This window comes from uncultured Cetobacterium sp., from assembly GCF_945952365.1.
In the GTDB taxonomy this organism is placed as follows: domain Bacteria; phylum Fusobacteriota; class Fusobacteriia; order Fusobacteriales; family Fusobacteriaceae; genus Cetobacterium_A.
In genome coordinates, this window is record NZ_CAMFHX010000001.1 from 52,069 (window position 1) to 75,421 (window position 23,353).

At 30.4% G+C, this 23,353-nt stretch carries 23 protein-coding genes; 2 read left to right on the forward strand and 21 right to left on the reverse strand.

What is annotated here, in order from left to right; translation table 11 throughout:
- Nucleotides 1–68 precede the first annotated feature (68 nt).
- From Q0O83_RS00265 to pssA, 17 genes are all read right to left on the reverse strand, one after another.
- Entirely contained in the window at nucleotides 69–881 is an 813-nt protein-coding gene (locus Q0O83_RS00265) for a phosphatidate cytidylyltransferase (RefSeq protein WP_294092919.1), read from the reverse strand.
- Nucleotides 882–1,568, reverse strand: a complete 687-nt coding sequence (locus Q0O83_RS00270; protein ID WP_294092920.1) for an isoprenyl transferase — start codon at nucleotides 1,566–1,568, stop codon at nucleotides 882–884.
- A 111-nt stretch (nucleotides 1,569–1,679) separates the two neighbouring features.
- Entirely contained in the window at nucleotides 1,680–2,246 is a 567-nt protein-coding gene (gene nadD, locus Q0O83_RS00275) for a nicotinate-nucleotide adenylyltransferase (RefSeq protein WP_294092921.1), read from the reverse strand.
- Entirely contained in the window at nucleotides 2,247–2,699 is a 453-nt protein-coding gene (locus tag Q0O83_RS00280) for a PTS sugar transporter subunit IIA (RefSeq protein ID WP_294092922.1), read from the reverse strand.
- A 12-nt stretch (nucleotides 2,700–2,711) separates the two neighbouring features.
- Nucleotides 2,712–3,422, reverse strand: a complete 711-nt coding sequence (locus tag Q0O83_RS00285; protein WP_294092923.1) for a hypothetical protein — start codon at nucleotides 3,420–3,422, stop codon at nucleotides 2,712–2,714.
- Nucleotides 3,412–4,428, reverse strand: a complete 1,017-nt coding sequence (gene lpxK, locus Q0O83_RS00290; protein ID WP_294092925.1) for a tetraacyldisaccharide 4'-kinase — start codon at nucleotides 4,426–4,428, stop codon at nucleotides 3,412–3,414. Before lpxK ends, Q0O83_RS00285 begins: the two co-directional genes overlap by 11 nt.
- A 15-nt stretch (nucleotides 4,429–4,443) precedes the next feature.
- The gene (gene smc / locus Q0O83_RS00295; protein ID WP_294092927.1) at nucleotides 4,444–7,959 is read right to left on the reverse strand and encodes a chromosome segregation protein SMC; all 3,516 of its coding nucleotides are present in this window, start codon (nucleotides 7,957–7,959) and stop codon (nucleotides 4,444–4,446) included.
- Between the two features lie 49 nt (nucleotides 7,960–8,008).
- Nucleotides 8,009–8,599 carry an XTP/dITP diphosphatase gene (locus Q0O83_RS00300; protein WP_294092929.1) on the reverse strand — a complete coding sequence of 197 codons (591 nt, stop codon included), beginning with the start codon at nucleotides 8,597–8,599 and terminating at the stop codon, nucleotides 8,009–8,011.
- Nucleotides 8,599–9,330 (reverse strand): ribonuclease PH, encoded by a 732-nt coding sequence (rph, locus tag Q0O83_RS00305; protein WP_294092931.1) that lies wholly within the window; start codon nucleotides 9,328–9,330, stop codon nucleotides 8,599–8,601. The genes Q0O83_RS00300 and rph overlap by 1 nt, the downstream gene beginning before the upstream one ends.
- 13 nt (nucleotides 9,331–9,343) lie before the next feature.
- Nucleotides 9,344–11,185: an ABC transporter ATP-binding protein gene (locus Q0O83_RS00310; protein WP_294092934.1), complete on the reverse strand. Its 1,842-nt coding sequence runs from the start codon at nucleotides 11,183–11,185 to the stop codon at nucleotides 9,344–9,346.
- Nucleotide 11,186: 1 nt separating this feature from the next.
- Complete coding sequence (gene lpxB, locus Q0O83_RS00315; RefSeq protein ID WP_294092936.1) at nucleotides 11,187–12,257, reverse strand: lipid-A-disaccharide synthase; 1,071 nt, start codon at nucleotides 12,255–12,257, stop codon at nucleotides 11,187–11,189.
- On the reverse strand, nucleotides 12,254–13,057 hold the full coding sequence (gene lpxI, locus Q0O83_RS00320; RefSeq protein ID WP_294092939.1) for a UDP-2,3-diacylglucosamine diphosphatase LpxI: 804 nt from the start codon (nucleotides 13,055–13,057) through the stop codon (nucleotides 12,254–12,256). Before lpxI ends, lpxB begins: the two co-directional genes overlap by 4 nt.
- Nucleotides 13,057–13,830 carry an acyl-ACP--UDP-N-acetylglucosamine O-acyltransferase gene (gene lpxA / locus Q0O83_RS00325; RefSeq protein ID WP_294092941.1) on the reverse strand — a complete coding sequence of 258 codons (774 nt, stop codon included), beginning with the start codon at nucleotides 13,828–13,830 and terminating at the stop codon, nucleotides 13,057–13,059. Before lpxA ends, lpxI begins: the two co-directional genes overlap by 1 nt.
- A gap of 19 nt (nucleotides 13,831–13,849) precedes the next feature.
- Entirely contained in the window at nucleotides 13,850–14,275 is a 426-nt protein-coding gene (gene fabZ, locus Q0O83_RS00330; protein ID WP_047384272.1) for a 3-hydroxyacyl-ACP dehydratase FabZ, read from the reverse strand.
- Nucleotides 14,269–15,111 (reverse strand): UDP-3-O-acyl-N-acetylglucosamine deacetylase, encoded by an 843-nt coding sequence (lpxC, locus tag Q0O83_RS00335; RefSeq protein WP_294092944.1) that lies wholly within the window; start codon nucleotides 15,109–15,111, stop codon nucleotides 14,269–14,271. Before lpxC ends, fabZ begins: the two co-directional genes overlap by 7 nt.
- Before the next feature lie 18 nt (nucleotides 15,112–15,129).
- Nucleotides 15,130–17,319: a UvrD-helicase domain-containing protein gene (locus Q0O83_RS00340; protein WP_294092946.1), complete on the reverse strand. Its 2,190-nt coding sequence runs from the start codon at nucleotides 17,317–17,319 to the stop codon at nucleotides 15,130–15,132.
- A gap of 109 nt (nucleotides 17,320–17,428) precedes the next feature.
- The gene (gene pssA, locus Q0O83_RS00345) at nucleotides 17,429–18,145 is read right to left on the reverse strand and encodes a CDP-diacylglycerol--serine O-phosphatidyltransferase (protein ID WP_294092949.1); all 717 of its coding nucleotides are present in this window, start codon (nucleotides 18,143–18,145) and stop codon (nucleotides 17,429–17,431) included.
- 107 nt (nucleotides 18,146–18,252) lie between these two features.
- Here pssA and Q0O83_RS00350 point away from each other — a divergent pair, with 107 nt between their 5' ends.
- Nucleotides 18,253–19,029, forward strand: coding sequence for a YlmH/Sll1252 family protein (locus Q0O83_RS00350; protein WP_294092951.1), 777 nt, complete (start codon nucleotides 18,253–18,255; stop codon nucleotides 19,027–19,029).
- An 8-nt stretch (nucleotides 19,030–19,037) separates the two neighbouring features.
- Nucleotides 19,038–20,051 carry a molybdopterin-binding protein gene (locus Q0O83_RS00355; RefSeq protein ID WP_294092953.1) on the forward strand — a complete coding sequence of 338 codons (1,014 nt, stop codon included), beginning with the start codon at nucleotides 19,038–19,040 and terminating at the stop codon, nucleotides 20,049–20,051.
- A 60-nt stretch (nucleotides 20,052–20,111) separates the two neighbouring features.
- On the opposite strand, the gene Q0O83_RS00360 is transcribed toward Q0O83_RS00355, so the two are convergent.
- The 4 genes from Q0O83_RS00360 to Q0O83_RS00375 all read right to left on the reverse strand — a co-directional run bounded on the left by Q0O83_RS00360 (nucleotide 20,112) and on the right by Q0O83_RS00375 (nucleotide 23,314).
- The gene (locus Q0O83_RS00360; RefSeq protein WP_294092955.1) at nucleotides 20,112–20,828 is read right to left on the reverse strand and encodes a hypothetical protein; all 717 of its coding nucleotides are present in this window, start codon (nucleotides 20,826–20,828) and stop codon (nucleotides 20,112–20,114) included.
- 3 nt (nucleotides 20,829–20,831) lie between these two features.
- Nucleotides 20,832–21,449 (reverse strand): hypothetical protein, encoded by a 618-nt coding sequence (locus tag Q0O83_RS00365; RefSeq protein WP_294092960.1) that lies wholly within the window; start codon nucleotides 21,447–21,449, stop codon nucleotides 20,832–20,834.
- Nucleotides 21,450–21,861: 412 nt separating this feature from the next.
- Nucleotides 21,862–22,749 carry a hypothetical protein gene (locus Q0O83_RS00370; protein WP_294092962.1) on the reverse strand — a complete coding sequence of 296 codons (888 nt, stop codon included), beginning with the start codon at nucleotides 22,747–22,749 and terminating at the stop codon, nucleotides 21,862–21,864.
- Between the two features lie 22 nt (nucleotides 22,750–22,771).
- Complete coding sequence (locus tag Q0O83_RS00375) at nucleotides 22,772–23,314, reverse strand: peptidylprolyl isomerase (protein WP_294092964.1); 543 nt, start codon at nucleotides 23,312–23,314, stop codon at nucleotides 22,772–22,774.
- Nucleotides 23,315–23,353 lie beyond the last annotated feature (39 nt).

Below are 23,353 nucleotides of genomic sequence, written 5' to 3' on the forward strand. Positions count from 1 at the left end.
ACTCTACTCCTCTTAAATCGTTTGTTTTCTAAAAAAATGGTAGCTTTTTTAATAAGCTACCCTATTTTTTAAATAAGTTTTAATAAATAATACACCGTTGGAACTACAAATAACATACTGTCAAATCTATCCAAAATTCCACCATGTTCTCCTAATAATCTTCCTGAATCTTTAACCTTAAACTCTCTTTTGAACATAGATTCTCCTAAATCACCTATTTGAGCTACAATACTTATAAGGAATCCAACTAATAAAACCATTACTGTACTAACATCTGCTCCAAAGATATTGAAATATTTATTTATTAAATAAATTGTCAGCATTGTAAAAACAGTTCCTCCTATAGATCCTTCTATAGATTTTTTAGGACTTATTGAACTAAAACCTCTTTTAAATATCTTTCTACCAATTCCCATTCCTACAAAGTATGCAAACGAGTCACAAACCCAAACTAAAATTTGAATTGATAAAAGCCACTTTCCGCCATTAGGGAGATAGTTCATCAATAGTAAATGTGAGAATAAACCAGAAACATAAACTACTCCTAAAACAGTTATTCCTATATCTCTACTCGAATTTTCTACTTTATTTTGTAAAACTTTTTTTCCAATCAATATTATAGTCAACATCGTCAAAGGCATAAGTATTAGTGTTGTATCATTTGCATTTGAAAAATAAATTATATTTGGAATTGCCAATCCTGCAAAGTATCCTAAGTTTACATCTGCTTTTTTTCCACCAATCTCTGCCATCTTATAGAATTCAAACAATCCAACTAAAATAACAAAGTTTACAAACAGTAATAGTAAAAACCCTCCCTTTAATAACATCGTCATTAAAAGTGGTATTCCTACCAAAGCTACTAATATTCTATTTAACATCTATTTTACTCCTCCAAAACGCCTATCTCTTTTTTGATAACTTTCTATTGCTTTTATTAGCTCGGCTTTATCAAAGTCTGGCCAATAAGTATCTGTTACATATATTTCAGAATAGGCTATCTGCCACAATAAAAAATTAGAAATTCTTATCTCTCCACTTGTTCTTATCAGCAACTCTGGATCTGGTAATTGATTGTATAAATATTTTTCTACAGTTTCCTCTGTTATATTTTCCTCTTTATTTTCTACAATTTTTTTAATAGCATCAACTAACTCAGCTCTTCCTCCATAGTTAAACGCTATATTCAAAGTTATTCCAGTGTTTCCTTTTGTCGCTTCCTCTAGCTTTTTAATCTCATTTAAAAGATCCTCACTAACGCCCTCTTTTCTTCCTGAAACTATGAATTTTACATTGTTTCTCATCAACAATCTCTTCTCATTTTTTAAATAAGTTTTAAAAAGAAACATCAATGTATCTACTTCCTCTTTAGCTCTTTTCCAATTCTCTGTAGAAAATGCATAAACTGTTAGATATTTCACTCCTAATTCCCCACAAGATGTCAATATCTTCCTTAATGTATCTGCTCCAGCTTTATGTCCATATGTTCTAGGCATTCCTTTAGATTTTGCCCAACGACCATTTCCATCCATAATAATTGCTATATGATTTGGTACTAATAAACTCATCTTTTATCTCCTCTCAATAAATCAATAAATTTTACCATATTTAGAACATTTTTTCCATAAAAAAAATGGCCTTTAAGTGAACAAAAGAGGTAGTTTTTATGCTACCTCTTTTTACTTCATATATAATTTATTGTTTTTTATAAACTCCTCAATCTCTTTTGGAACCATATTTTCTATACTATAACCTGACATTACAGCTTTTCTAAGTTCAGTTGATGAAAAGTTTAAAAACTTATTTTTTATATGTATAATATTTTGATTTTTTATTGTTGTTGTATAACCTTTTCTTTGTAAAATTACAACTTTAGACAGTTTTAAAATCTCTTCATAGTTTTTCCACTTTTGAAAATAAGCACCTGAATCCTCTCCAATAATTTCAAAGTACTCAGAATTAGGATACATTTTTATAACTTCTAAAAGTGTATCATAAGTATAACATACCTCTTTTGAATTAATTTCAATATCAGATATCTCTATTTGAACTTCATTTCTAAACGCAATTTTACACATCTCTAACCTTAGCTTTCCATCTAATAAAGAGTTTTCTCTATGAGATGGATTACCAACAGGGATTATCAGTAGTTTATCTAATTTTAACTTTTTTAAAATAAATTTTGCTATATATATGTGCCCATTGTGAATGGGATTAAAGCTTCCGCCATATATACCTATTTTCATCTATCCAATCTCCGCAATCGCTTCTATTAAACACTCTGTTGTCGTACTCTCTAAAATACTCTCTCTTGTTCTCTTATCTCTAAAAATACGTGATAACGAAGATAATAACTCCAAGTATTTTTTACTTTCACCTTTTGGTGCTCCAACCAATATAACTATTTTGACTTTTTCATTATCTAAAGAGTTGAAATCTACTGGTTGCTTTAAAAGCCCAACTGATACTACAATATCTTGTACAGCTTCTGTTCTAGCATGAGGAATTGCAACACCCATACCTATCCCTGTTGTTCCGACTTTCTCTCTTTCTAAAACCTCTTCATAAAATTTATCTCTATCTAATATAAGCTTGCTATTTTCAGCCATATTGAATACTAATTTTTTCAATATTTCATCTTTTGAAACAGACTTATTGTCTAAAATGTTAATCATTTTTATATTAAAATAATTTAACACCTAATGCCCCCTTTAAAGTTTTATACTTTTTAAAATTTCACTTTCTATTTCTGAACAATTTTTAACTTTAGCCTTCGCAGAGCTTTCATTTAAAACTCCAATATACTTTTTGATGTTTTTATACTCATAACTCTCTAAAACTTTTTTATATGCAACAAGTGCTAATGACTCATTTGGAATAGCTTCTAATGTCTCATTTTCCTCTGCATTTTCTAAAAGATATAAATCATATCTTTGTTTTGTAAAATAGCTTATTACTAAATACCCTATTTCATCAATCCAACCTATTGTATTCATAATCTCTCTCATAGATAAAGCCATAAGAGGTTTCATTGATGAAGGATTATCCATTAAAGATAAGTTAAATAAAGCTTTTAAGAACTCCTCTTTATCTCTTAAAGCTAACTCTTTTGCATATCTTTTTGAAAACTCAATCTCACCCTTTATAACTAATTTAACAAAGTTTTCTTTCAATTTTTCGATAGAGATATTTGATAATCTTTCAATCTTCTTTTCTTTCTCTCTCTCAACTTTGTTACACTCTTTTTCTAAAGTTGCATTAAATATTTCATCATCTTTACAAAATGCCATTGCTGGTATTGTAAAGTTCATATTTTTTCTGCTAATAACACCCTCAGTGTCTATTGTTAAATATGCTCTTTTATCAAGAATTTCTGCATTTTCAACAACTTTTGTAACTCTTTTTTCTATTCTATCTTTCATTACTTTCACCAAATCCTTCTAAACTATTATCTTCTAACATTGTAAACTCTATTTTAAGAACAAATAAATTTTCTATATTTAAGTCCTTCGGTATTTTTACTAAATCTTTTTCTGTTGTTATTATAAAATCTGCATCCATTGCTGCTGCTCTTCTTTTTATAACTTCAAAGTCTCTCTCTTTAAAATCGTGATGATCCATAAAGTCAACTCTCTCGATATATTCTGGATTTAAAGAGATAACTGTCTTTTCAAAATTAAGTGGGTTTGCTAATCCTGAGAAAAGTAATACTCTTTTTCCAGCTACCCAAAATAATGGTTTTGCATTTCCTTTTACATCACAGAGAGATGTCACTCCATGCTTTGCTACTGAAACTGGTTTTTTAAATTTAACTTTTAAAAATCTTTTTATTGTTTCTAGTTCACTTTCTGATATCAAATCTGATTTTGTTATTATAAACTCACTAGCTCTCTCTCCACCCGTTTGAAAGTCCTCTCTTAAAGTACCTTTAGGTAGTAAAGCTCCCCAACCAAATGGATTTGTTGCGTCAATTAAAACTATATCTCTGTCTCTTTTTAGCTTTCTATGTTGGAAACCATCATCTAATATGATTGTGTCCACACCAAATTTTTCTACTGCTAATTTGCAAGCTGTGTATCTATCTTTTCCTACTATAACAGGAACTTTTAAGTTTAAAGCGTGAATATATGGCTCATCTCCACTCTCTTTTGAGCTTACTAATATTTTTTTTCCATCACTTACAATTAATGGATCAACCTTTCTTTTTCCTCTATATCCCCTTGATACTATCGCAACTTTTCTCTCCATTTTCAGAAGTTTTCTTGCAAAGAATTGAACTGCTGGAGTTTTTCCAGTCCCTCCAACAGTTATATTCCCTATGCATAAAATATCAACATCTGGTATCTCATTGATTTTAAGATACCTTTTATCGTAAAGCCAATTTCGTATTGAGGTTATTAAAAAATATATATACGATAAAAGTTTCATCTTTTCCTCTCTTCTCTAAATTTTAACTTGAACCAATTTAGAAATTCCTATTTTTTTATTCATTGTCACTCCATATAGAGAATCTGATGCTTTCATAGTTTCTTTATTATGTGTTATTAAAATAAATTGAGATCTATCAGTAAACTCTTTTAATTTTCCAATTAATTTTCTAGTATTTTTTTCATCTAAAGCTGCTTCTATCTCATCTAAGAATGTGAATGGACTTGGCTTATACATAAATATTGCCATAATGAAAGCTATTGCTACCATTGATTTTTCTCCACCCGACAGCAATGATAGTGCTTGTCTCTTTTTATTTTTATACTTCACAGATATTTCAACTCCACAGTTTGCAAAATCCTCTCCATTATGAAGAGAAAGTTTCCCTTCTGAATTATCTAAAGTTTCTACACACATCTCATTGAAGTTTGTATTTATCTCCTCGTAAGCTTCATAGAATTTTTCCTCTATTGTTTCATCAATCTCTTTAATTAATAGAGATAAACTTTTCTCTCCCTTAACTAAATCCTCTCTTTGAAGGTCAATGAACTTATATTTGTTATCTAACTCTTTAAACTCTTCAATTGAAAGAAGATTTACAGAATCAAAGCTTTTCAATTTCAACTCTAACTCTCTTACTCTAACTCTCGAAGTCTTTATCTCCTCTTCATTCAATAGATGAATCTCTACCTCTAAGAGCTCTTCTAATTGAGTTGATATCTCCTCTATCTCTTTTGAAATTCTCTCTTTTCTTTCTAATTCTCTATTTAAAATCTCTTTCTCTTTAAATAAAGTTGATTCAATCTCTCTAGATGACTTCATTAACTCTTTAGATTTCTCCTCTAAAGCATGATCCTCTTTTCTCATCTCTTTTAACTCTGCATTTTCATTTTCAAACTTTACATTTTTATTCTTTATCTCATCTATTATAGTATGAGCCTTTTCTTCTAATTTTTCAAGTTCTTTTTTTATTTCTGATAAAATATTTAAAACTTTTTGTTTTTTATCTAAAATTTCATTTTGCTCATGCTTCTCTCTAGATTCTTCTCTTTCTATTTGAACAAATCTATCTTTACTGTTTAAATATAAAATTCTTATATCTGAGAATTGATTTTTAAGTTCATTTATTTCAGAATTTAAATTTTGAATAGCAATATTTTCACTGTCTAATTCATTTTTCAATTCAAGAACTATTTTTTCTGTTATCTCTTTTTCACTTTGTGAACTTTCAACTCTTTTAGCATACTCTTTGCTATAATTTTCCTCTTCTGCTATCTCAATAGTTATTACTCTACTATCTTTACTTAGTTTTTCACCTTTAGATTTCAAATCATTATATAGCTCTTCTGCTAGCTTCGATTGTTTTCTTAGCGAATCTTCTAAAGCATCTATTCCACCGATTTCATCTTCATATTTTTCAAGCTTATCACTCATTATAGTAACTTTTTCGTTCCACTCTTTTAACTTTGATGTCATCTCTTTTATACTATCTTCTAAAATTTTTATCTCTTTTTTTCTCTCAAAAATTTGACTTACTATAGAGTTAGTATTTTCTCCACCTGTAATTCTTCCTCTAGAGCTCAGCAACTCTCCAGATAGCGTTACAATATTTCCACTATAACTATTACTTTTTAAAATCTTTAAAGCGATATCTGTCTCTTTTACAACTAAAATATTTCCTAGTAACATATCTAATACTTTAGAATATTTTTTTTCAGCTGAAACTAAATCACTTGCTCTTCCAATAACTCCATCTAGTTTAGGAACATCTTTAATTCCTCCAACTTTTATTGTATCTAATGCTAAGAATGATGCTCTTCCAGCTTTTTTCTCTTTTAAAACTTCAATACCTTTTTTTGCAACTTCACTAGTTGTAACAACTATATCTTGTAGATTTCCTGGAATAGCTGCTTCAATTGCTTTTTGATAATCTTCTGGAACTGTTATTAAAGATATTACAGCACCTTCTACTCCGGCTATCTTAGCATTTAAAACCTCTTTAACCCCTTTATAGAACCCTTCATTACTCTCTTGAACTCTATAAAGACCTCCAAGTCTTGCAGAAGCTCTTTTCTCTTCAAACTCAGCATTTCTTATAAGTTCAGCAGCTTTATTCATATCACGGCTTAACTCACTAATCTCTTGCTCTAGCTTTATCTGTCTCTCTTCTGTCTCTTTTAGCTCTTTTAACTTTAAATCTCTATTTTTTAAAGCTTTCTCTAGCTCTACTGAATTCTCATCAATTTTTTTCTGGAATCCTTCTTGCTCCTCTTTTAAAGAGTTAATCTTGAATTCGCTTCCCTTCATTCTTCTTGTTGAACTCTCTATCTCATTTAATAGCTTTAGTTTTTCAACTTCTAAATCCATTATTTTTCTCTTTTTTAGCTCAATACCAATCTCTTTATCTTTTTTACCGCTCTCTTTTTCTTCGATAGCTTTTTCAAACTCTCTGTTTTTACCCTCTATCTCAAGAACTCTCTCTTTTACTCTCTCTTTTTCCTCTTCTAACTTTTGAGCTATCTCTTTTTTAGAAAGAATTGTTTTTTCAATTGAAATTAACTCTTCCTCTTTTTGTTTTAACTCTCTAGTGTAAGATGTAGTTCTTTCTCTTACTCTTATCTCCTCTTTTTCTAAAACCTCTATCTCTGATTTTAAAGAGGTATTACTTTCTGAGAAGTTTTCTATTTTTTCATATAACTCTTTTCTTCTAGAATCTATACTATTCAATTGTACTTCAGCTTTCTTTAACTCTTCATCTAAAGTTGAAGTCATACTTTGAAGTCTTTCCTGCTCTTTCTCTCCAGATTTTAGAATCTCCTCTTTCGAAGTTAAATCAAATGTTAAAACTCCCTTTTGAAGAGTATTTTTTTCATCTTTTATCTCTAGATACTCCACTGCTTTTTTAGATTGTCTCTCTACTCTACTTCTATTTTCTCCAATTTCAGTTAAAACTAGCTCTATTTTCTCAAGTTCATTTTGAACTTTTTCCAATCTTTTTTCAGCTTCTAGTTTTTTATATTGGAATTTTTTTACTCCAGCAGCTTCCTCGATTATACTTTTTATCTCTTTATTTGAAGATGATATTATTCTTTCAACTTTTCCTTGTCCAATTACAGAGTAAGCACTTTTTCCAACTCCAGTATCTAAGAATAACTCTCCTATATCTTTAAGTCTAACCTTTTTATCATTTATTAAATAATCATTATCACCATTTTGTGACATTTTTCTTGTTATCTTTATATTTTCAGCTTCTATCGGGAAAAAATTATCTTTATTGTCTATAAAAAGTGATACCTCAGCATAACTAGCAGGTTTCTTTCCTTCTCCACCTGAGAATATAATATCCTTACTCTCTTTTGCTCTTATATTTTTATATGATTGTTCACCTAAAACCCATAATATTCCATCTAATATATTTGATTTTCCACTTCCGTTAGGTCCTACGATTGAGGTGATTCCACCATCAAAGTCGATTCTTATTCTCTCTCCGAAAGATTTAAAACCATAAATCTCTACACCTTTTAAGTACATTTCAACTCCCTAATAACTTCTTTTATCTTAAAAAAAGCTAACCCTTAGGTTAGCCTCTATTTAATATTTTATCAATTCCACTTTTTAAGGCTTCTAAAGCCTTTGCTCTGTGACTAATTTGATTTTTTATCTCAGGCATCTCTGCAAATGTTTTATCATACTCTGGTAAATAGAAATGAGGGTCATAACCAAATCCTTCTTTCCCTCTTGCTTCATCTACAATTACTCCTTCAATCTCTCCTCTGAAAGAGTGTGACTCTCCATTTGGCATTCCTAAAGTTATAACTGTTACAAACTTAGCTTTTCTATTCTCTATACCTTTCAGATTCTCTATAAGCTTTTTGTTGTTAGCAGCGTCATTGCTATCCTCACCAGCATATCTAGCAGAATAAACTCCCGGCTCACCATTTAAGGCTTCTACACAAAGCCCTGAGTCATCTGAAATTGTAATCATATTTGTAAACTTTGCAAGTTCTAGAGCTTTTTTCTTTGAGTTTTCTTCAAAAGTATCTCCATCTTCTATAACCTCAGGAATCTCGATTCCATCTTTTATAGAAAGTATCTCAAAATTAGAGTTACTTAAAATTTTAGACATTTCATCTATTTTTTTCTTATTTCCTGTGGCTAAAAATATCTTCATTACTTTGAAAACTCCTCCTCTATCTCTTTTCTTTGGATATCTATTAACTCGTAGATACCTTTTTCAGCTAAATCTAACATAGCATTTAACTCTTTTCTTGAGAATGTTGATTCCTCTCCAGTTCCTTGAATCTCAACAAACTCTCCTTTGTCGTTCATGATAACGTTCATATCAACTTCAGCTTCTGAATCCTCTGTGTACATTAAATCTAAAATTGGAGTTCCTTTTACAACACCTACTGAAATTGCTGCTAAATTAGAAACGATTGGATTCTCTTTTAAAGTTCCAGCTTCCATAAGTCTTCTCATAGCCATCTCTAAAGCGATAAACCCACCTGTTATAGAAGTAGTTCTTGTTCCACCATCAGCTTGAATAACATCACAGTCAACAGTGATTGTTCTTTCTCCTAATTTCTCTAAGTCTATACAAGCTCTTAAAGCTCTTCCTATAAGTCTTTGAATCTCCATAGTTCTTCCACCAAGTTTACCTTTAGCAGCTTCTCTTTGATTTCTCTCTCCAGTCGCTCTTGGTAACATTGAATATTCAGCTGTTATCCAACCTTTCCCTTGATTTCTTAAGAATGGAGGCACTTTATCTACAACTGTTGCTGTACATATTACCTTTGTATTTCCCATCTCTATTAATACACAACCTTCTGCATACATTGTGTAATTTCTCGTTATTTTTACTGCTCTTTTTTCATCTGTTTGTCTTCCGTCTAATCTTATCATCATCTCTTCCTTTCTATACGTACTGCTCTAACTCTTCAAGCTTTTGAGCTTCAATTAAATCCACTATCTCTATTGGTTCTATCTTCCCAAATTGAATTTCGTAAAGTTTTCTGTATATTCCATTATTTTGTAGTAATTCTTTGTGGTTTCCAACCTCTTTTATCTCTCCATTTTCCATCACAACAATCTTATCAGCATTTATTATTGTTGAAAGTCTATGAGCTATAACAAAAGTTGTTCTACCTTTCATCAATTTATCTAAAGCGTCCTGTACCAATCTTTCTGATTCAGTATCTAGAGCTGAAGTTGCTTCATCTAATATCATTATACTTGGGTTTTGAACTAAAGCTCTAGCTATAGCTATTCTTTGCTTTTGTCCTCCAGAAAGAAGAACACCTCTTTCTCCAACCTCAGTATTAAATTGATTTGGTAACTCCATTATGAAGTTATAAGCATTTGCCATCTTAGCAGCATTCATTATCTCTTCCTCAGTGACATTATCTTTTCCAAATCCTATATTTTCACCTATAGTTCCACTGAATAAGAAAGTTTCTTGTGGAACTATTCCTATATGGTTTCTATATTGTTTTAGTGACATCTCTCTTATATCTGTTCCATTAATTTTAATACTTCCCGCAGTTATATCGTAATATCTTGGCAGTAAGTTTACTAGAGTAGTTTTTCCACTTCCACTTTTCCCAACTAAAGCTACAACCTCTCCTGCTTTTACATTCAATGTAAAGTTTTTAAGAACTTTTTCATCTCCATCATCATATTTAAAATCAACGTTATTAAACTTAATAGTTTCTATAATCTCTGGAACCTCTTTTGGAGTTTCTCCTATATAATCAACCTCTAAATTTACATCTAAAATCTCTATAACTCTATCAGCTGAAGGTAGTGCTTCTTGCAACTCACTATTTCTTTTTATTAAAGTTTTCAGTGGTTGTTGCATAAGTCCTATCGCTGTTATAAATGATATTAAATCTCCTGGAGTCATTGTTTGAGCAACTATTATTTGATATCCTCCATAAGCTGCAACTAACAATATCATTATTGTTGATAAAACCTCATTTATCGGTGAAACTTTTGCTTTTATCTTTGTAGCTTTATATATCTTATCAAACTCGTCCTGAGTTACACCTCTATAGTTATCTATCATCTTCTCACTTCTATTAAACCCCTTTATAACAGAGATTCCAGATAGTGACTCTTGAACGAAAGCTGTTACATCTCCAACAGTATCCTGTCTAATTCTTCCAGATTTTCTAATCTTTTTAGTATACTTTTTTACCAATGATAAAATAGCTGGTAAAACTGTCAGTGATATCAATGCCAAAATGAAATCCACTTGGAACATTCTAACTAAAAGCGCTATAACTGTCACAAACTCTTTTAGCATATCAAATAACATAAACCCAATTCTTCCTAAAGTTGTTGAATCTCCAGAAAGTCTAGCCATTAAATCCCCAAGCTTATTTTGTTTGAAATAAGCTAAAGGTAAGTTTTGTAGATGCGAAAAAACATCTATTTTAATATCTCTTCTAATTTTTTCTGTTATGTATCCAGAATAAACATCTGAGAAATAGTTTGTAATAACTTTTAAAATTGTAGAAAAGAATATAGCCCCTATTACAATTGACATCATTTTAGAATTTTTTGCAACAAGAACATCATCTATTAAATATTTACTAAGCCAAGCTGGTACAGCACTCATTAAAGAGGTAACTGTAGATAATATTATTACACCTAACATAGCCATTTTATATTTTAAACTATATCTTAAAAAAGTTTTTAAAGATTTATTTTTAAAAAACCCCATTATTTTCGAATCTATTTTATTAACTTTTTCCATTCTATTTTCCTTTCAATAAAAATTCAGCATACCTTTTTGTAATGTCTGTACCTGAAAGTTTCTCTCTTATTCTCTCTATATCTTTTTGAACAGAGTCTAAATCTTTTAAAATTATTTTCATGCTCTTTTCTATCTCATTTGCATTACACTCTTTTTGAAGTAGCTCTGGGAAAACTTCCTCATTCAATGTTAAGTTTGGCAGTGATACAAAACCAACATTCAGAATATATTTGGCTATAAAATAGTTTATAAAATTAGTTTTATAAACAACAATCGTAGGTATACCTAGCAGTGCTAACTCTAAAGTTACCGTTCCTGACGCTGCTATTGCAATTTTACTTTTTCTTACTGCTGATGATAAAGTCAAATCATAACTAATCTCTAAGTTACTATATTTTGTTAAATCCTCATCAATCCATTTCAGATGATCTTTCGAAGATAGTTTTAAAAGATAACTTTCACTTTTATTTCTTTTTACAATCTCTAAGAAATCAGGCATTAAAGATTTTATCTCCTGTTTTCTACTTCCAGGCAATAAAAGAATACTTTTATTTTCTCTTTCTATATTTTGATATCTCTCTGTGAAAGGATTTCCATAATAAATCGCATCCACTCCATGACTCTTATAAAAATCAACTTCCCAAGGAAATATAACCATTATATGGTCAGCTAATTTTAACTTTTCAATTCTTTTCTCCCCCCAAATCCAAAGTTTTGGTGGAATATAGTAAAATACTTCGATATCCTCAATCTCTTTTTTTAGCATCTCTAAAAATTTAAGATTAAATCCTCCATAATCTACCATAATAACTTTTTTTATCTCTTCTTTTTTTATAAACTCTAAATACTCTAGTGCTTTATTTTTTAGATAACTATATTTTTTTATAGCTTCTGTAAATCCCATAATTGAGAGTTCGTCTATATCTTGAATAATATTGACACCTGCATTTTTAGAGTGCTTTCCAGCAACTCCATAAAATTGCACACTTCCATCCAACTCTTTAGCCTCTTTAACTAAATAAGATAGATGTAAATCTCCTGATACCTCTCCTGTTGAAACAAATATTTTCATATTTTCACTCCAATAATAAAGATATTATTTTTTTCTGCTAACTCTATACACTCTTTCATATCCAAGAATAACATTTTATTAGCTTCTGCTACTATCCCTTTAGCTTTTATTTTAACAGCTCTTTTCACTGTTTCAATTCCTACAGCAGGAATATCTACTCTCATATCTTGTTGAGGTCTTGCCATTTTTACTATCACACAACCCTCGCCTGCATACTCTCCAGCTCTATCAATTGTTTTATCAGTTCCCTCTATTCCTTCTAAAGCAACAACAGAGGATTCTTTACAAACAACAGTTTGCCCTGCATCAACTTCACTTAAAGCTTTTGCAGCTTCTGTTCCTATTTTGAGTGTTTTCTCATCCTCTTTAGTAGGTTTAATAGACGTGTAACATCTCTCTTTAAACATCATATCACCTAAAAGATGATTTTGAGGTAATACTTTTATTTTGTTTAATCTTAAAAAAGAGATTACTCCAAATAAAAGTGTTTCATCTTTCTTATCTGGTAGCTTCTCCATTAATCCTTCACCAAAAGAATCTAACTTCATCTCTTGGAAGAGTATTGACTTTTCAACTTTTCCAAGCATAACTACCTCTTTAATATCATTTAACAGTAAAAATTTTGTAATTTTTCCAATCTCTCCAATATTAAATCCTCTATAATTTTTATGAGATTTAATCTCCTCTTCGATAGTTTCAAATAATCCTATTAAGTATACCTCTATCCCTTTAGCCTCAGCTTCTCTAAGGAAATATAGAGGTAACTTCCCGTTACCTACTATTATTCCAACTTTTTTCATTATCTTGTAATCCCCCTATTACTATCTTTTATGAAGTCTACAAGATATTTTATATTTTTATCCTCTGGGAATGTAGCCTCTAATTCAGCTAAAGCATCCTTCAGTGGATTTCCATTTCTAAATATTATTCTGTAAGCTTTTTTCAGATTTGAACGATCCTCTTCTGTGAACCCTTTTCTTCTAAGCCCAACTGTATTCAATCCTCTTATTACAGCTTTGTTTCCTTCAGCCATAACAAATGGACAGATATCCTGGTTTATTGCACTTCCTCCACCTGTCATAGAGTATGATCCTACTCTACAGAATTGATGAACTGGTGTTAATCCACCTATTATTGCAAAGTCATCCACTGTAACATGACCAGCTAAAGTAACTCCATTAGCTAATATGCAATTGCTTCCAACAATAACATCATGAGCAACGTGAACGTAAGCCATCAATAAGTTGTTACTTCCAACTCTTGTTTCCCATCTATCATCTGTTCCTCTATGAATTGTTACAAACTCTCTAATACTATTATTATCTCCAATTATAGTTTTAGTTGGTTCTCCTTTATATTTTAAATCTTGAGAAGCCTTTCCTATTGAAACAAAAGAGTAAATTGTATTATTCTCTCCTATCTCTGTTATTCCTTCAACTACAACGTGAGATTGTAACTCTGTATTTTTTCCTATTTTAACATCTTTCCCCACTATACAGAAAGGACCTATCTTAACTCCAGGTTCCAGTATCGCTCCATCCTCAACTATAGCAGTGCTATGTATTTCAGCCACTATTTTTTCACCCTACTCTCTATTTGTCCATTATAGTAAATGTAAACGATGCTTCTGTTACAACTTTTCCATCTACTTTTGCTACTCCTGTAGCTTTTACTATATTTCTTCTTAATTTATCTACTTGTACTTCATATATTAATTGGTCTCCTGGTCTAACTGGAGCCTTAAATTTTACTCCTTCTATAGCTGCGAAGTAAGGAACTTTTGATCCTGAATCATCAAGTATTAAAACTCCTAAGCATTGAGCCATTCCTTCAACGATTAAAACACCTGGCATAATTGGATGTCCTGGGAAGTGACCATTAAAAAACTCCTCATTTACTGTTACGTTTTTTAATCCTCTTATTTTTTGTCCTTCTACATCCATCTCTAAAATTCTATCAACTAATAAAAACGGATATCTGTGTGGTATTCTCTTCATTATCTCCATAACATCTAACATATTTCTTCCTCCTGCTTTTTAAGTAATTTTGCAAATTCTATATCTAAAGCATGTCCTGCTTTAATAGCTATTATGTGCCCTTTGATCGGTTTGTTTAAAACCTTTAAATCTCCAATTAAATCAAGTATCTTATGTCTTACAAACTCATCCTCATATCTCAATCCACTTGGATTTAAAACACCATCTTTTTTTACAACAATAGCATTATCTAAAGTTCCACCTAAAGCTAAGTTGTTTTTCTTTAAATAATCAATCTCATAGTCAAATCCAAAAGTTCTAGCGTTAGCTATCTCATTTTTATAAGACTCCATATTTAAAACAACTTCTAACATTTGGCTTTTTAAAAACGTATGATCAAACTTTATAGTGTAAGTAACTTTATATCCATCAAATGGTAGTGCTACAATATGTTTATCTCCTACCGTTAAGTTCAGTGGTGATTTTATAACAATCTCTTCAATCTCCTCTTCTAACTCTTTCACTCCAACACTCTCAATAACTTCTATAAAAACTTTAGCACTTCCATCTCCTATTGGTAATTCGTTACCATCTAGTTCAACTACTAAATCTGTTATTTCTGCTATATAAAGTGCTGATAAGAAGTGTTCTATTGTATAAACTGCTGCTCCGAACTCGTTTTTCAGATTCGTTCCTCTTGTTAGATCAAACGTATTTTCTAAAGACATTGAGATTATATTTTTTCCCTCTTCTAAATCAACTCTTTTAAAAATTATTCCACCTTTTTGGGCTGGAACTAATCTCATTTTAATCTCTTCTCCTTTATGAAGTCCAATCCCGTTATATTGAACCTCTCTGTTCAGAGTTTTTCTTTTCATAAAATTCTCTCCTTTGAACTATGCTTTAGTTAAAAATTTCGTAGCTAAAACTAAAGCAATCTCTTTTTTCCCATCTACAAATTGAACTCCTATTTTTTTCTCTGATATCTCTACCACTTTTCCTAGTCCAAATTTTGTATGCATTACTTTCTCACCCATTTTAAATGGCGAATTTGCAATATTTTTCATCTTTTTTAAATCACTTGCATCTATAACATTTTTAAACCCTGTTACTTTTTTTGTTTCAGTTGAAATTCTTGATTTAGGCAGAAGCTCTTCAACTTTTCTTTCCTCTTCAACAACCTCTCTAGGTAACTCATCTATAAACCTAGACTTTATCTTACCTAAAAACTCGCCATATACAAATCTACTTTTAGCATAACTCATATATAACTTCTCTTCAGCTCTCGTTATAGCTACATAACAAAGTCTTCTTTCCTCTTCTAACTCTTCAGGATTGAAGAGAATCTTTTTAGACCCTGGGAATATATCATCCTCTACTCCAGTTAAAAATACAACTGGAAACTCCAATCCTTTTGAGTTGTGAATAGTCATAAGTTTTACATAGTCTACATCAGTATTTAAATCATCTGTTGCACTCACTAAAGAGATATTCTCTAAATACTCTCTTAAAGTTAGGAAATCTACTGTTTTTTCTAACTCGACGATTGAGTTCTTCAACTCTTCAACGTTTTCTATTCTTCCCTCAGCTTCAACTCCATAAGTTGAATTTAAGTATGAGAAATATCCGACTCTTCTTATAAGTTCGTCATATATCTCACTCACAGACCCATCATTTGTTAGCTCTATTAAATCAGTTAGTGTTGTATACAGCTCATCTAAAGCAATTTTAACTCCAGCTGTCAATCCTGGAATATCACTTCCTTTTCCAAGAGCTTCAAACATTGAAATTCCACTTTCATTTGCAAAATCTCTGATTTTCTCTATACTTTTATCTCCTATTTTTCTTTTAGGAACATTTATTATTCTATTTAAATTGATTGTATCTTGAGGATTATTTATAACTGTTAAATAAGCTACAACATCTTTTATCTCTGCTCTTTGATAGAACTGCATTCCACCAAAAACCTTATATGGAATATTGTATTTTAATAACCCTTCTTCAAAAAGTCTTGACTGAGCATTTGTTCTATAAAGAACTGTAAAATCTTTATAAGCTTTTCCAAGATTTTTTCTTTTTATAATCTCCTCGATTACATAGTTTACTTCTGCTCTTCCATCTAGACACTCTTTAACTGTTATAAGCTCCCCTTGAGGTTTCTTAGTCCAAAGGTTTTTATCTTTTGAAGTTTTGTTATTTTTTATTACCTCATTTGCTGCTGTTAAAATTGCAGATGTCGAACGATAATTTTCCTCTAGTTTTACAACTAAGGCATCTTTATAATCCTTCTCAAAATCAAGTATATTTTTTATATTAGCTCCTCTAAATCCATATATACTTTGATTTTCATCTCCAACTACACATATATTTCTATACTTAGCAGCTATTTTAGTTATAATGTTGTATTGGATATTATTTGTATCCTGATACTCATCCACCATAACATATTGGAATTTATCCTGTAACTTCTCTAAAACTTCAGGTACATCTAACAATTTATGTAGATTTACCAATATATCTGAGAAATCCATTCCATTATTTTCTTTTAAAACTCCATTATATCTTCTATAACACTCTAAAATTATTTTATAGTTGTTATCAAATCTATTTTCTTTTTCATAATCAGATACACTTACACTATTTTCTTTTAACTTTGAGATTATTGATACAACTGCACCCTCTGTTAAAGTTTTATCTCCAACAACAAGCTCTTTCATTATAGCTCTAATAACTCTTTTCTGATCGTCTGTGTCGTATATTGTAAAGTTAGCTCCATAACCTAGTTTATCTCCATAAACTCTAAGTAATCTTACTCCAAACGAGTGGAATGTTGATATCATAGCTTTATGTGCATCATCACCTATCAGTGACTCAACTCTCTCTCTCATCTCTTTAGCGGCTTTATTTGTAAATGTAACTGCCAGTATTTTATACGGAGAGATACCTTTTTCATTTATCATATGAGCTATTCTGTAAGTTATTGTTCTTGTTTTCCCTGACCCAGCTCCCGCTAATATTAGAAGTGGACCCTCTATTTTTTGAGCTGCTGCTCTTTGCTTTTCATTTAATTTATCTAATATACTCATTTTTTTCTCCTTTAAAATTATACCATAGAAACGTATTATTCTTCAAATAAAATACCCGATTTTCCAATAGTTTTTTTGGATTTTATCGGGTATCATCGTTAATTATTTTCTATTCAAGTTCCTCTTTTGATCTCTCCGAGAAAAACTTTATTAAATTTACTAAAATATAGTAACATGTAACTATAAACATACTATATTTCAGCGTAACTAATATTACCACAACAAATGGTAACATAAGTTTTTTAGGAACAAATCCAAACACCTTATCTGGAGTCTTAAATGGAATTGTACTTACCATCAATATGGCTGCTAATAAAGTTAACCCTACAAAAGCTTCTATTGAAAAGAGATTCATTCCAAAACTTTCTTTCATCGCTTCAACAAACAGAAGATATGAACAAACTACTGACGCTCCAGACGGAATAGGCATTCCACTAAAGTCATCTTTTTCACTTGAAGCTGTCGTCACTATGTTAAACTTTACCAATCTCATAACTCCACATAACGCATATATAAACGATATAGGAACTACAAATGATTTTATGCTATTTAATCCTAGTGCATTAAGACGTGAGTAAACTAATATTGCCGGTGCTAATCCAAAAGTTATTGCGTCACAGAAAGAGTCAAACTCTTTTCCGAATTCACTAAATGCATCTAATTTCCTTGCTGTTTTTCCATCCAAACCATCGCAAACCATCCCCAAAATTATAAACCAGATAGCTTTTGAATAATCCCCCGCTATAGAAGCTGTGATGCTTAGATATCCTAAAAACATATTCGCTGCTGTAATTGCATTAGGTGCAATATACTTTCTTTCTACCATCTTTAACCATCTCCCTATTTTTACAAATCTATTTGATTTTATCACAAATGTACGATAAAATCAACTTATCTATGTTTTTCAAAATATTTAAGAGAAAGAGAGATTTTATGAATAAAAACTATTTTTTTAATCTTTTCAAAGGAGAGGATGAGTTTCTAATTGCGTCTATTTTCGAGGATATATCTCTATGTATAGATATCGATTACCCTGTTTATGGAACAACTTTTTTACCACCTCAAATTGCGAGTAAACTTTGTGAATTTTGTAGCTCTATCGGGCTCCAAACTAAGAGTTTTAGTTTAACTCAAAGTAGTGAAAAAAAGCTGATTGTATTCACTCCAAAAGATTTTGATATCTCTACACTAGATTCACCTGTAACCTATTTTAAAATCGACGCCAGTAATAAATTCAAAACTTTACAGCATAAAGATTTTTTAGGATCAATTATGAGTCTTGGTCTAAAAAGAGAGGGGTTAGGTGATATCTTAGTTAAAGATAATATCGGTTACTGTGTCGCTTTAACTGATATTTACAATATTATTTTTAACTCTTTAGAAGGAATAAATACAATCCCTATAAAAATTAAAGAGCTTTCCTCTTCAGAGATTCCAGAACCTCAATTTAAAGAGTTCACTGATACAATTCCATCTTTTAGATTGGATTCTATAATTGCATCTATCGGTAATTTTTCAAGAAATGTCAGTGTAAATTTGATTGAAAGTGGAGATGTTCTCGTTAACTACTCTATTGAAAAAAGTAAAAGTAAAACTGTTGAAATTGGCTCAGTCATAACTATCAGAAAAAAAGGAAAGTTTATCTTAGAGCAAAATCTAGGGGAAAACAAAAAAGGAAAATTTAAAATTCTAATCAAACAATACATTTAGGAGGAAAAATGAAAACTGTTAAAACTGTAGATGCTGTTGGTATGATTTTATGCCACGATATAACAAAAATTGTCCCTGGTGAATTTAAAGGTGTTGCTTTTAAAAAAGGACATATTATCACTGAAGAGGATGTTCCTGAACTTTTAAAGTTAGGTAAGGATAATCTTTTCGTTTGGGAGCACATAGAGGGAACACTTCATGAAAATGATGCTGCTATAAGAATTAAAGAGCACACTGCTGGTTGCGGTTTAGATTTTTCTGCTATCAAAGAGGGTAAAATAGATTTTTTAGCTGCTGAAGATGGTCTTTTAAAAGTTGATGTTGACGAGCTTTTAAAAATTAATAGTCTAAGAGAGATTGTTATTGCAACTTTACACAACAATACTCCTGTAAAAAAAGGAACTAAAGTTGCTGGGACTAGAGTTATTCCTTTAGTTATAAACGAAGAGAAAATTCTAGAGATGGAAAAAATCTCTAAAAAAGAGATTATAAAAGTTTTACCTATAAAACCAAAAAAGGTTGCTATAATTACAACTGGCAACGAAGTTTTTTATGGTAGAATCACAGATAAATTTGGACCTATTCTAACTAGAAAAGTTAATGAATACGGATGCGAAGTTGTTTATCACACATTCTCATCTGATGATAAAGAGATGATAAAAGAGAAAATTGCTCAAGCTTTAAACTCTGAGGCGGAAGTTATACTTTGTACTGGTGGAATGTCTGTTGACCCAGATGATAGAACACCTCTTGCTATAAGAGAGATGGGTGGAGAACTTATAACTTATGGATCACCCGTTCTTCCAGGAGCTATGCTTCTTTTAGCATATCATGGTGAAAAAGCAATTCTTGGACTACCTGGATGTGTTATGCACTCTAAAAGAACTGCTTTTGATTTAGTTCTTCCAAGAATTTTAACAGATGAAAAACTTACTTTTGAAGATATAGCAAAATATGGTCATGGTGGACTTTGTCTTGATTGTCCAATCTGCACATATCCTCACTGTTCATTTGGAAAATAATTTTTTTATATTTTAAAATAAAAAATAGCAACTCACGTCATTTTTGTGAGCTGCTATTTTTTATATTTTTATTTCATTCTTAATCTTATTCAACTTTTGTAAAAAATTTTTATCTCCTATTTTTTTCAATTCTAATTTCATTTTTTTTATGCTAACTTTCAAGTTATATAATTGATGTAATTTTTTACCTTTTATTTCATCCAACTCTTTATTTAATAGATTGATTTCAAAATCTATATGTCTATTTAACGGTGTATCCTGTTTCTCATCTTTTTTTATCAGTTTTGAAATCTTTTTTACCTCTGATAATTTCTCTCTTAATTGAATTAACTCTTTCTCTAAATCTTCTTTTAATTTATCAATATCCTTTAGATTTTCCATATTTTGCAACAAATCATCTTGTAGATTTTCTTTTCTTGAAATTAAACTAATTTTACCTAAAAAATCTTTTTCATTGTAAGAATCCGCATTTTTAATATTTTCCTCTTCTTTCTCTTTCAAGAAATAATTTTTTTCAATTGAATCAAAAAACTTTTTCTTTCCAACAACCTGAATATCTTCATAAAATCCATCATACTCTTTTACGGCATTCCAGCCAGAATCTTTCGTAGTTAGAAAATATATACCGTATTTTGCATTTGTATATTTAGTTTTTAACTCATCTTTCATTTTTTTGGCTTCTATCAAAAATTTTTGTGAGTTATCCTCCTCTATATGATACCCTATTCTTTTTCCAGAATTATAATCACTAAAAACAAAAATATAATGTCTATACATAAACTATTCACCACCTTTATAAACAAACGGAGCTTTTACATAACCTATTTTATATTTTTTATGAGATTCTAAATTCATTTTCTCATTTTTAACATCCCAAATTTGAACTTCAATATGAAATACAAAATTATCTTTTCCTTTTATATATATGTGATGAGCTCTATAATCTTCACTCGGATTATTTTTGGGTAAAAAACGATAATCTCTTTCTTTACACTTTAATTCCAACTTTTCTATAAAACTATCTACATCAGTAACTATACACCTTACTCCAAACAAATCATTTAGAACCCTTGAAACCATAATATGATCTTTTGAATTTCTTATTATTTTACTCATTATTGAGTCTGGACTCTTTTTTCTCATATTTACTTTAAAATCTTCACTTATATATTTAGATGAAATTTCTAAAACACGAAATTCAAAATCATCTATTTTATCTAAATAATACTGTAATTCCTTATTAAATTCACCATTTAAAGATTCGTTAGTGTATATTTTATTTGTTCTTAACTTATGTATATTTAAAGATATTTTTACATCTTCATGAAATGATAGATACTCTTTCTCTACATCTAAAATAAATTCTAAAATTTTATTTAATGTAATTTCCTTCTCCAAATTTAACCTCCTATATATCACAACCTAAGTTAGCTCTTATTTCTTCTAGGTGCTTACTCTTTAGAAATCACTCACATAGAATTGTCCTTCATTTTTCCCTCCGAGTTAGTAAACTTTTCTAAGAAAATTCATAAACTTAACCAAGTCCATCTTGCCCTTTATCTGTTTTAGCCTATAAGTTAATTCCACCAACTATATCTATCAACTCTCTTAGCTTTCCTTTATTTAAAAGAGAGTTTGAATACATCTTATATATTTTAAAAATACCAATCCTAGTGGCTAACTTTAACAAGTCTATTCATACATAGTATACCATATTTAAACTATCTATTTTAGATTTATTTTATAGTTGAAATAAACAAAAAGAGTGCTAAAAGCACCCTTCTAATTGTTCTTAAATTTTGTATACTTCCTAATACACTCTTATTATTTGAGTATGTTTTTTCTGCTCGTTTGAATTTAACTTTTGGATGTGCTTTTTCTCTTCAACTCTATTAGAGTTTTCAGTGAAATCAGTTATTCCAGCCCAAGGCTCTAAACAGATAAATTCGCTCGAATCAACACTTGTCCATACAGCTAAAGTATCTAGTTCTTCAAAAGTAAACTCAACACCATGTGATGATTTTGTATGCTTTATATTTACAGTGTTGCTCTCTAAACCTTCAAATACTAAAGCATCTTTTAAGAACTTCTCTTTAGATAACATAAACTTTTCTGGCAATCTATACTTTTGAATTTCTGATGATAAGAAGCTATTATTTCTAGCATCTATCATATATAAATCGCACTCTTGTTCTTGAAACTCAATATAATAATTTTCAAAGTTTTTATCCCCGTTATAGTTACAATAAAAAGCTGTATGTCCTCCTATGTGGTAGTACATCTCTATGACACCATTGTTTTTCACGTAATAGTTGTGATAAACTTTGTCTTCAACTAAGATATATTCTACTATTAAAGAGAAATTATACGGATATCTTTCCTCTGTATAAGCATTTGGTTTCAATTGAAACTTTGCTGTACTCTCTGTTATCTCTAAAATCTCAAAGTCTACATCTCTAGCAAAACCATGCTTAGTCATTGGAAGAGTTACCCTTTCATTTTTACCTAAAGGATAATCAATTGTCCCTGTAACTATATTTCCAATAAATGGAAAAAGATTGGGAGCACTTTTTTTGAAAGAACCCTCTGTTCCTGGCCAAATATATTCAATACCATTCTCTTTATTCGTTATACTTTTTAGTTCTGCACCGAATTTATTTATCAGTACAACCAACTTTTCATTCTCTATTCTTATCACGAGAATCTCCCCCTGTTTAAAATTAGTATTGTACTAAATTTGGAAATTGAGCGTCTAAAGCGTCATCCATATCAGCTATTATCTCTGCGTTTTCTTGACTCTTTAAGAACTCTTGAACATCTCCAGTTATTTCGATTTTCTCGATTATATCTCCTTGCTTTATAGAGTCTACAACTTTTTGGTCAGCTTCAGAAACAACTTCTCCAAATATTGTATGCTTATAGTTTAACCAAGGTGTTGGAACGTGAGTGATGAAGAATTGAGAACCGTTTGTTTCTGGTCCTGCATTAGCCATAGCTAAAATTCCTTTCTTATCAAAAACTACTCCTTCTTGGAACTCATCTATAAAGTTATATCCTGGTCCACCTGATCCAGTTCCTGTAGGGTCTCCACCTTGAACCATGAAGTCCTCAATCACTCTGTGGAATTTAATTCCGTTGTAGTACTCTCTCATTGCTAAATGAGCAAAGTTTAATACTGTTATAGGTGCTACTTCAGGGAAAAGAGTTAAATTAACCTCTCCTCTTGTTGTAACTATTTTTGCATTTAATTTAACTTGTTTCATAATTCTTACCTCCGTATTTTTTCCTAAAACTACTTTTTG